This is a genomic window from Macrococcus sp. CoH-51_TC_04, assembly GCF_058188655.1.
In genome coordinates this window covers 42,031-49,059 of the sequence record NZ_JBVGOY010000002.1, presented here as the reverse complement: position 1 = coordinate 49,059, position 7,029 = coordinate 42,031, and the positions used below count along the sequence as shown (strand labels likewise).

Sequence of the window (7,029 nt, the reverse complement as noted above, 5' to 3'; positions counted from 1 at the left end):
ACGCCACCTAGAGCGTTGAGATAGTGAGATTCGAGATGTATGTGTCGAACTATGTTGAAGTACGCCACCTAGAGCGTTGAGATAGTGAAATTTGAGATGTATGTGTCGAACTATGTTGAAGTACGCCACCTAGAGCGTTGAGATAGTGAGATTCGAGATGTATGTGTCGAACTATCTTAAAGTACGCCACCTATGAAACGTACTGTATTCCTTACACTAAGAGGAGAATCCATATGCACAACATTTATGATAACCACGACTTCTTTAATCGTTATAAAGAAGTCAGATTAAATCCAACGAGTTATAACGAAATGATAGAAGTACCGAGAATCAAAGAACTTCTGCCGAATCTGTATAATAAGACAATACTCGATATCGGTTGTGGAATGGGACAGCTCGTCCAGTATATGCTTGAGCAGTCTCCGATTCAGATCACGGGCATCGATATTTCTAGCAACATGATACAGGAAGCAAAGGAAAATATACAGGATCAGCATGTTACTTTCTTGAATACTGATTTTATGGAATTTGATTCTGTCGCGGATTATGATGTTATCGTTTCATCCCTTGCATTTCACTATATTGAAGATTATAAAGATGCTGTTCAAAAGGTTTATAATCATTTGAAAAATACTGGTGTGTTTATCTTCTCAATTGAGCATCCTGTAGCAACTGCAACACGTTCAGACGATTTATGGTCACATGTGCCTGATATGTATGATCATTATAAGCTAGATCATTACTTCGAGAGTGGTATGCGTAGTACAAGATGGTTGCAGCAAGACGTAATAAAATATCATCGAACGATGGAGGAGCTGCTGAATACATTACTTGAAGCAGGATTTAAATTAGAGCGTATCATCGAAACCGGAAATACCGAGTTATCCAATGAATATATGAGCCATGTCGATATCGAAAAAATTAATCATCGCCCGTCATTTGTCATCTTTAAAGCTGTGAAGGAATAATAAAACGCCTTGTCTATTTGACAGGGCGTTCTTTTTTCGCTTTTAATTTCGCAAGTTCTTTCTGAATGCTCAGATGTAGTTTCTTACTTGCGATGATATATAATATGTCGTTTGTCTGTATCTCAAAATTACCATCAGGCACGTACAACTTGTCGTCTCTTACAACCGCATTAATATTGGATTGTCTCGGTAGACCAAGTTCATGTATTTTTTTATTTGCCCATGGTGATCCTAATTTTACAAGGTATTCACGTATATCAACTTCTGTAACTTCGCTTGCAACCATATCAAAGTGGTAAGGACTTGTATGTGCCTCTCCTTTATTAAGTCCGAGTTTATTCGCAAGAGGGACAAGTGTCATACCTTGCAGTAATGCGCTTAGTAACACGACAAAGAAGACGACGTTAAAGATGATTTCTGAATTTTCAACTTCTGCTAACAGTGCATATGTTGCAAGAATAATTGGTACTGCACCCCGTAATCCTGCCCATGAGATAAAGGTAAGTTCTTTCTTCGATAGATCCGTCCAGAAGAGTGTTAGCCAGACACTTATAGGCCTTGCCACGAACATCAGGACGATTGCGATGAGTAATCCTTGAATCATTATGCCTGGCAGCTGACTAGGGAATACGAGTAATCCTAATAGTATAAACATTGTCATCTGAGCCATCCATGCAAAGCTTTCGCCGAATCTGATGATATTTGCACGGTAGCTGAGCGGATGGTTACCTAAATATAATGCAAAGACATATACAGCAAGGAGTCCACTGACTTTCAGTGGAGAAGATAGTCCGTATGTAAGAAAGGCTAAAGTAAGTGCAAGGATAGGATAGAGTCCAGTCGCTTCAAGCTCTACAAAGTTTATGAGTTTAACTGTAATATATCCGATGAGCAGGCCTAGTAATGCGCCGCCTACCATTTGCCATACAAATAGTAATGCACTTGTTAGAAGTGATGCATCTGGCATTGTTAGTAGATTGATCATCGTAACAGTTAAAAATAACGCCATAGGGTCATTTGTTCCAGATTCAACCTCAAGTATGCTTTTAATCTTCTGTTTAATTTGCTTGTTACCAAGAATACTGAATACAGCGGCAGCATCCGTAGATCCGACAATGGCTCCAAATAACAGCCCCTGTTTCCAGGATAAATCTAATATAAAAACTGTGGCTACACCTACAATGAAACTTGTAATGAGAACACCGATTGTTGCTAGTATAGATGCATAAGAGATTGCATTTTTCACCGTTAATTTAGTTGTTTGAATACCACCATCGAACAGAATGATGACAAGTGCGATTGTTCCAATAAGTTGTGCGAGGAAAGCATTATCAAACATAATGAATGAATTCAGTGCCATACCTACAGCGAGAAAGACGATTAATGAGGGAAGTCCGAGTTTACTGGATAATGTTGTGGTCATGACTGCAGTAAAAAGTAGCAAACCAAGAATTAAAATAATAATTTCAGTATTAATGAGATCACTCCTAAATGATATTTCATAATAATTATATCAAAAATTCAAATTATTATGAAATATCATTCACTATAAAAGAGCCAGGAACAACGTAATGTGTCCTGGCTACAATAAATATACTATTTATTCGCATCAGAGAAAGCTTTTGCGATATCGATTAATTTCTTCGGAGCATCTTCTACAGCCATATGTACTTCAATAAAGTGCATGTGGTCTTTGTCTGCTTTAACGCTGTCCATAACTGTCTTTAATTCATTTGAAGTCTTAGCATCGTGGACTTTAACGGTGTCTTTACCACCAAATACTTCTGGTAACTGTTTGTAGTTCCACATCTGGATGTCATTGTATGGTTCTTCCATACCATGTATCAGACGTTCAACAGTATAGCCATCGTTATTGATTACGAAGATAATCGGCTTAATGTCTTTTCTGATCATCGTAGATAGGGCCTGAACAGTTAATTGTAATGAACCGTCACCGATGAGCAGAATATTACGTCTATTCACATCAGCAAGCTGGGAACCTAATAGAGATGGGAATGTATAGCCGATAGATCCCCATAACGGCTGACCGATAAATTGATTCCCTTTATATAAAGATAGATCATAAGCACCAAAGAATGATGTGCCTTGCTCTGCAAGTAAAATATCATCTTTTTCTAAGAATGCATTCATCATTTTGAAGTAGTTGCTTTGTGTTAAAGGTGCGTCGTTCAACTCATACTTCATATCCGAACGTTGATATGATAGGTAGTGTGTTTCATTCTTGTAGTCGATGCAGTTCAATCCGTTTACTAGATCAATCAGCGAGACATTATCGCTTATCACATCCTCAGCTTTAAAGTCATTATGGTTAATATAGATAATATTATTAGTATCGAATTTGTATGAGAAACCTGCTGTTGCAGAGTCTGTCAGTTTTGCACCGATATTTAAGATGACATCTGCATTATCCACATACTCACGCACATTTTCTTTCGCAATCTTACCGTCATAAATCCCTAGGTAATGCTCATTTTCTTCATTAAATGCAGATTTACCAAGAGAAAGCTGTGCAACAGGTATATTTGTTTGATTTACGAACTGCTCTAGCTGTTCATGTAGTTTAAAGCTGTTGATCTCATGTCCCGCTATAATTACAGGTTGTTTTGCAGACATGAGCTTCTCCTCTACCGCCTGGATATATGCATCAACATTTTGTGACTTATGTGTATATACTTTAGGTGCATGGGGAATCTCAATTTCTGTCAAAGCAACATCTATTGGTAGGTGTATGTGTACAGGACGCTTTTCTTTGAGCGCGCTATGAATGACACGGTCAATCTCACCCACTGCATTGTCGACAGAAAGTATTGTTGTCGTCGCAGTGATATGTGCATACATTTTCGAATAGGAATCGAAAATACCTTCACCAAGTGAATGATGGACGTAGCGTCCCTCTTGTTGAGCGACAGATGAAGGACCGCCCGAAATTTTTATGACAGGCACACGTTCAGCATAACTTCCAGCAATTCCGTTTACGGCACTTAGTTCTCCTACGCCAAATGTTGTACTTACTGCTGCAAGTCCGTTAACTCTCGCATAGCCGTCAGCAGCATAGGCTGCATTGAGTTCATTTGTATTGCCTATCCATTCGACACTGTCATGACGAATGACATCGTCAAGGAATGCTAACGTAAAGTCACCTGGTACTCCAAAAATTTTATCGACACCGTTAACATGAAGTGCATCGATTAAGTATTGACCGATTCTTTGTTTCATATCTCTCATCCTTTCTTTAGTAACAATTTAAATATATAGCTAAAATAATATTAAGTCAACTGCATTGACCTATTTGTTGTAATCTTAATTTTTCACTGTATAATATAAGTAATACGTTGAAGGGATAGAGACAATGTATATGGATAAAGACTATGAACATATGTTATTTTACTTTGCATATAAGACGTTCATTGGAGCAGCAGATGAAATTATTGAACAACACGGTATGTTAAGACAGCATCATCGATTTCTGTTTTTTATTTGTAAGAAACCAGGGATAACTATGAAAGAATTGCTGACAGTACTTGAGATTTCTAAGCAAGGTTCACAAAGTACACTGAAAGTATTAAAAGAAAAAGCGCTGATTACTGAACAACCATCACCCCAGGATAAACGTCTGAAAGAACTCTATCCTACTGATCAAGGGATACAGCTGATAGATACGTTAAACGAAGCACAGCGTCATCTATTTGAAACAACTTTTAAAGAAGCTGGCAACCAGTGGATTGATGTGATGGAGTCATTAGCAGAAATGAGACCAGGATTCTCATTGATAAAGGAAGAGGGACAATAATGGAAATAATTGAATCAATACAAAATCAGAAGATCAAACAGATAGCTAAACTGCATAACAGGAAAGATAGAAAGAAAATGCAGCAGTTTATAATTGAAGGAGAACATCTCGTTGAAGAGGCAGTAAACAGTAATGTTGATATTGAAATGATCCTTACTGTTAATCCGGATAAATTGACAGAAGCTATGGTTGCAGGTAGCAAACAACAGTATGAAATCACTTTTAAAGTTGCTGAGAAGTTATCTCAGACAGAAGCACCTCAAGGAATATACGCCGTATGCAATATGAAAGATGGGAAAGACGCTGAACTGAACCGTGTTATTTATTTAGACCGTATTCAGGATCCTGGGAACGTTGGAACGATTATTCGTACAGCTGATGCAGCAGGATTGGACGCCGTTATTATAGCAAAAGGGACTGTTGATATTTATAACGACAAAGTTCTGCGTGCATCTCAAGGTAGTGTGTTTCATATACCGGTCATTGAGATGGATTTTGATGAAGCAAGCTCAAAGTCTAACGGTACAATCTATGGTACGAGTTTAGAGAAGGCACGTGATTATAAAGAAGTCATACCAAGTGATAATTTTATGATTGTATTAGGAAATGAAGGGCAAGGTGTGAACCCTGAAATACTATCCGCTACAGATGAAAATTTATATATACCCATTTATGGTAGCGCTGAAAGTCTGAACGTTGCCGTTTGTGCAGGAATATTGATGTATCATTTTGTGAAGTAGAACCGGGTAATCGGTTCTACTTTTTTATTGCAATTAAATGGGTCGTAAAGTAATTTTTGAAGTGATTAACAAACGGAGAAAACGTAATAGTGAGATTGTCATAGTAAAAGTTTCTCGTAAAAATGCTTTCGTTTTTTTTTACAGTAATAAAACACATCAATTTAATGATGTGTTTTATTATTTGAGTTATTTTCTTTTACGTGAACGATATAGTATCAATGCACCAACAATGAGTACAACAATTGCAGCTACCATCAAGGGTTTGCTAGCTGCTTCACCTGATTCAGGTAGCGTGTTTGTGCTTGATTTCATGCTCATAGGTTCTGCTTTTACAGGAGCTGATAAGTTGTCGACAAATCCGCTAGCAAGCGAGTCCTTAATATCATTAGTTCCAATTTTATTATTGAGTGTGGCGAGTTTTTGATTTCCTTCCTGAAGATGGTCGTGAAGGAGGTCGAAAACTTTTCCGTTATATTCATGCTGTGTAAATTGGCCGGCATCTTTTAAAGATGAGAGATCATTTAATCTTGATTGATATTTCTGAGTAAGCTCATCTGTGTTAAAATCATGTGCCAGCAGGTCGTCAAAGTTAAAATGTAAGCGATCTGTCTGATTCAGATAGTTGCTTAGTGTCTCATTAAGTATTTTAAGTACTTTGGTTTTATATTCTAACTCGCTGATTTCCTGTTTATACTTTAAAGTTTCTAATTTTAATAGTGTATCGATATTTTCTTTGTTCAGCCATTTATCAGAAAGAGAGATTGCTTTCCCGTCTATTTCAGGTGAAATATTATTTAGATTGATGTGTTGTTTCTCGGCGCTGCTCTTTTCGGTATCATCTAAAGGTGCTGTTACACTATTTTTAGGCGCTTCATTAAAGTTTACTGCACTTTCTGATGATTTAACTTCCTGAAGTTGAGTTGAAATTGTATCACGCACTTTTGCTGAGTCATCTCTTAAGGTTTGAATCTCTTCTTTTTTTATTTTAGTTTTCTCAGTCACTTTATCACGTACTTCTGCTGCATCATCTCTTAAGGTTTGGATCTCTTCTTTTTTTATTTTAGCTTCCTCAGTTATTGTATTAACATTCTCCTTAATTTCGCTTTTGCTTGATTCGATTTGAGGCTTAATTAAATCGATTTTTGAAGTTTCGGATGTATTAGCAAATGCTTGTGCAGGAACGATAAAGAAGGAAGTTGCAAATACCATCGTCAAAATTTTTTTATTTTTCATGATAAGACTCCTTAGTTAATATATTTTAGTATAATAAATAATAATAAGGTACTTAATTTAAATGATAATACATATGACAATTTTTATCTATATTTTTACTTAAAGTTTTTCTGATATATTGATTTATGTATATACATACTATGATCTATGGACTTGAATAACGTGCATACATTCTATATAATTAAAATAATGAAATACATCGCCGTTTATCAGCCGGGATATGTATGTGTTGTCAAGAGAGTTTCACATTGGTGAGAGTGAAATCTTCAGATGCTTA

6 protein-coding genes are annotated in these 7,029 nt (G+C 36.6%); 3 read left to right on the top strand and 3 right to left on the bottom strand.

The window, feature by feature from the left end; all coding sequences use genetic code 11:
- Positions 1–233: 233 nt before the first annotated feature.
- Positions 234–968, top strand: a complete 735-nt coding sequence (locus ACZ2V4_RS03170; protein ID WP_490514501.1) for a class I SAM-dependent methyltransferase — start codon at positions 234–236, stop codon at positions 966–968.
- Positions 969–981: 13 nt separating this feature from the next.
- Here the strand turns inward: ACZ2V4_RS03170 and ACZ2V4_RS03165 are convergent, their stop codons facing one another.
- Both ACZ2V4_RS03165 and ACZ2V4_RS03160 read right to left on the bottom strand, forming a co-directional pair.
- Positions 982–2,430 (bottom strand): potassium/proton antiporter, encoded by a 1,449-nt coding sequence (locus ACZ2V4_RS03165; RefSeq protein WP_308317268.1) that lies wholly within the window; start codon positions 2,428–2,430, stop codon positions 982–984.
- A gap of 134 nt (positions 2,431–2,564) precedes the next feature.
- Complete coding sequence (locus ACZ2V4_RS03160) at positions 2,565–4,205, bottom strand: alpha-keto acid decarboxylase family protein (RefSeq protein ID WP_490514500.1); 1,641 nt, start codon at positions 4,203–4,205, stop codon at positions 2,565–2,567.
- A gap of 133 nt (positions 4,206–4,338) precedes the next feature.
- Here ACZ2V4_RS03160 and ACZ2V4_RS03155 point away from each other — a divergent pair, with 133 nt between their 5' ends.
- Positions 4,339–4,779 carry a MarR family winged helix-turn-helix transcriptional regulator gene (locus ACZ2V4_RS03155; protein ID WP_413474851.1) on the top strand — a complete coding sequence of 147 codons (441 nt, stop codon included), beginning with the start codon at positions 4,339–4,341 and terminating at the stop codon, positions 4,777–4,779.
- A complete protein-coding gene (locus tag ACZ2V4_RS03150; RefSeq protein ID WP_420496074.1) occupies positions 4,779–5,519 on the top strand; it encodes a TrmH family RNA methyltransferase in 741 nt (246 codons plus the stop codon). The genes ACZ2V4_RS03155 and ACZ2V4_RS03150 overlap by 1 nt, the downstream gene beginning before the upstream one ends.
- A 186-nt stretch (positions 5,520–5,705) precedes the next feature.
- Here ACZ2V4_RS03150 and ACZ2V4_RS03145 read toward each other — a convergent pair whose 3' ends face one another.
- Positions 5,706–6,752, bottom strand: a complete 1,047-nt coding sequence (locus tag ACZ2V4_RS03145; RefSeq protein ID WP_458620078.1) for an LPXTG cell wall anchor domain-containing protein — start codon at positions 6,750–6,752, stop codon at positions 5,706–5,708.
- Positions 6,753–7,029: the final 277 nt, after the last annotated feature.